This window comes from Brevundimonas sp. UBA7534 (assembly GCF_002479325.1).
In the GTDB taxonomy this organism is placed as follows: Bacteria; Pseudomonadota; Alphaproteobacteria; order Caulobacterales; family Caulobacteraceae; genus Brevundimonas.
Genome location: NZ_DLMO01000102.1, coordinates 945 through 3,951 on the forward strand (window position 1 = coordinate 945; position 3,007 = coordinate 3,951).

Here is a 3,007-nt window from a genome sequence, read left to right on the forward strand (position 1 = left end):
TAACCCTCGATACGCGCCGCGGCCTCCTGAGCCGAAAGGCCGGGCGCCGTGACCAGAAGGCGGCTGGTCACAGTCATCGCCCCCTCCCCGCCCACGCGAACGGAAAAGCCGCCGCTCGGGAGCGGCTCGGCGCCCTCGAAAGGCGCGCCCGTGACGACGGAACCGCCCGCGTCCTCGATCTCGCCCTGCAAGGCCAGCATATAGCCGTGGCTGTCGAAGACGCCGCTCTCGGGCGACAGGATCGCGGCGTGGGCGTTCAAATCGGGCTCCAGCGCCCGCGCTTGGGCGCCGGTTAGGTGTTTCAGCCCCTCGACGCCATTGGTGGTCGCCTGCTCGAAGATGACCTCGATGCGCTCGACCTCGGCCTCCTGGGTCGCCACCACCAGCTTGCCGCACTTCCAGTGATCGACCTTTCGGCTTTCCAGGAACCCATAGAGCGCCCGCCGACCCTCGACGCAGAACCGCGCCTTCAGCGACCCGGTCGGATAGTAGAGGCCGCCGTGGATGACCTCGGAGTTGCGCGAGGAGACGCCCTGGCCGATGTGGCCTTCCTTCTCAAGCACCAGGACCGTCAGTCCACGTTTCGACAGCGCCCAACCGCAGGCCAGGCCCACGGCCCCGGCGCCCACGACGGTCGCGTCGAAATCGAAGCTCATCTCGGTGCGTACCTTCGCTGCGCCTCGGCCTCGAAACAGCCGATCAGCTTTTCCACCGCCCGGTCGAAGTTGGCCTGCAACATCAGATCCAGCATCTTCGACTTGAAGGCGAAGTCGATCATGAACTCCAGCCGCGTGCCTTCGGGGTGCGGAAGGAACTCCCAGCGATTCTTCAAGTGTTTGAATGGCCCGCGCAAAAGGCCGACCTCGACCTTGGGCGCGTTCCGATCATGCCGGACCCAGGTGGAGAACCGCTCGGTCAGGAAGGAGAAGCCGACGCCCGCCTCCGCGTCCAGCACGGAGACGCCCTCCCCCTCGGCCCGCTCGTTCCAGACCCGCATGGACGTCACCCACGGTACGAAGTCGGGATAGGCCCGCACATCGGCGACCAGGTCGGCAAGCTCTTGGGGCGCATAGGGCAATATGCGCGTGACGCGGTGAACGGCCATGCGGGGCTTAGCGACGCAGCTGCGCCTCGCGCGCCGCCTTCAGCCGGGCGAAATCGTCGCCGGCGTGGTGCGACGAACGCGTCAGCGGCGACGAGGACACCATCAGGAAACCCTTGGCCCGGGCGATCGCCTCATAGGCCTTGAACTCTTCGGGCGTGACGAAACGGTCGATGGCGGCGTGTTTCCGCGTCGGCTGCAGATATTGGCCGATGGTGATGAAGTCGACGCCGGCGGACCGCATGTCGTCCATCACCTGCATGACCTCTTCCTTGGTCTCGCCCAGCCCGACCATGATGCCGGACTTGGTGAACTGGTTGGGGTCGCGCTCCTTGACCATCTGCAGCAGACGCAGCGAGTGGAAGTAGCGGGCGCCGGGCCGGACCTTCAGATACAGGCGCGGCACGGTTTCGAGGTTGTGATTGAAGACGTCGGGCTGGGCGTCGATCATCACCTCGGCGGCGCCGTCCTTCCGCAGGAAGTCGGGCGTCAGGATCTCGATGGTGGTTTGCGGCGCCTGGATGCGGATCTGGCGCACGACCTCGGCGAAGTGGGCCGCGCCGCCGTCGGACACATCGTCGCGGTCGACCGAGGTGATCACCACGTGGTTCAGGCCCATCTGCTGGACGGCCAGGCCGACCTTGCCCGGCTCTTCCGGGTCCAGCGGCTGCGGCAGGCCGGTCTTAACGTTGCAGAAGGCGCAGGCCCGCGTGCAGGTGTCGCCCATGATCATCAGGGTAGCGTGCTTCTGGCTCCAGCACTCGCCGATGTTCGGGCAGGCCGCCTCTTCGCAAACGGTCACCAGCCCCTTGGAGCGGACGATCTCCTTGGTCGCATTGTACTGGCCCGACCCGGGCGCCTTTACGCGCAGCCAGTCCGGCTTCTTCAGGACGACCGTCTCCGGACGGTTCTGCTTTTCCGGATGGCGCAGCTCCGACGGCTTGCGCTGAAGGGTGTCGATCAGGGTGACCATGGCCGGTATTTCGGCTTTCCGGGGGCCGAAGGCAAGGCACGGCCGGTTACATATCACCGCCCTTGCCGGAACTCACGCAGGGTAACACATCTTTTCAAGTTCACGCGGCGTCATTAATGACGGTCGCCCGAACAACAGAGAGGGCCGGTCGCGCCCTCCGTAGGAGACGCGCTTGCGCCAGGCCCTGGATCCCTCGCTGTACCAAGACACACTGATCGACGCCTTGATCGAGGCCCGGTCGCGGTTCGGCGACAAGGAGATACTGGAGGACCAGGACCGCCATCCCCTCACCTACACCGGCCTGATCCGCGCCGCCTTCGTGCTGGGCCGCAAGATCGCGCAGATGACCGAAAAGAGCGAGCGAGTCGCCATCCTGTTGCCGTCGTCGATGGGCGTGGTGGTCACCTTCTTCGGCCTGCACGCCCACGGACGCGTACCGGTGATGCTGAACTTCACCGCTGGCGAGGCGAACCTGAAGGCCGCGATCCGGACGGCCGGCGTCAAGAAGGTGCTGACCGCCCGGCGTTTCATCGACCAGGCCAAGCTGGACGACCTGATCGAGGAACTGAAGACCGTCGCGGACATCGTCTGGCTGGACGACGTGCGCAAGACCATCGGCCTGGCCGACAAGCTGTATGGCCTCGCCGCCGGCGCGGCGCCCAAGCGCTTCCGCGTCAGGACCGATCCGGATGCGCCGGGTGTCGTCCTGTTCACCTCCGGCAGCTTCGGCACGCCCAAGGGCGTCGTGCTCAGCCAGCGCAATCTGGTCGCCAACGCCCGCCAGGTCGCGGCCCACATCGACCTGAAGCCGGAGTGGGTGATGTTCAACCCGCTGCCGACCTTCCACTGCTTCGGCCTGACCGGCGGGGTCATCTTGCCGCTGCTGCAAGGGATGAAGGCGTTCGAATATCCGTCGCCGCTGCATGCCAAGC

4 protein-coding genes are annotated in these 3,007 nt (G+C 66.1%); 1 reads left to right on the plus strand and 3 read right to left on the minus strand.

From position 1 onward, the window contains the following. The 3 genes from B2U11_RS07880 to lipA all read right to left on the minus strand — a co-directional run. On the minus strand, positions 1–656 hold a 656-nt coding region (locus B2U11_RS07880), incomplete at its 3' end, for an NAD(P)/FAD-dependent oxidoreductase (protein ID WP_292070958.1). Continuing rightward, complete coding sequence (locus tag B2U11_RS07885; protein ID WP_292070959.1) at positions 653–1,105, minus strand: type II toxin-antitoxin system RatA family toxin; 453 nt, start codon at positions 1,103–1,105, stop codon at positions 653–655. The genes B2U11_RS07880 and B2U11_RS07885, both read right to left, overlap by 4 nt. Before the next feature lie 7 nt (positions 1,106–1,112). Further along, entirely contained in the window at positions 1,113–2,075 is a 963-nt protein-coding gene (gene lipA, locus B2U11_RS07890) for a lipoyl synthase (protein WP_292070960.1), read from the minus strand. Between the two features lie 172 nt (positions 2,076–2,247). Here lipA and B2U11_RS07895 point away from each other — a divergent pair. Beyond that, positions 2,248–3,007, plus strand: a 760-nt coding sequence (locus B2U11_RS07895) for an AMP-binding protein (RefSeq protein WP_292070961.1), incomplete at its 3' end; no start/stop codon positions are given.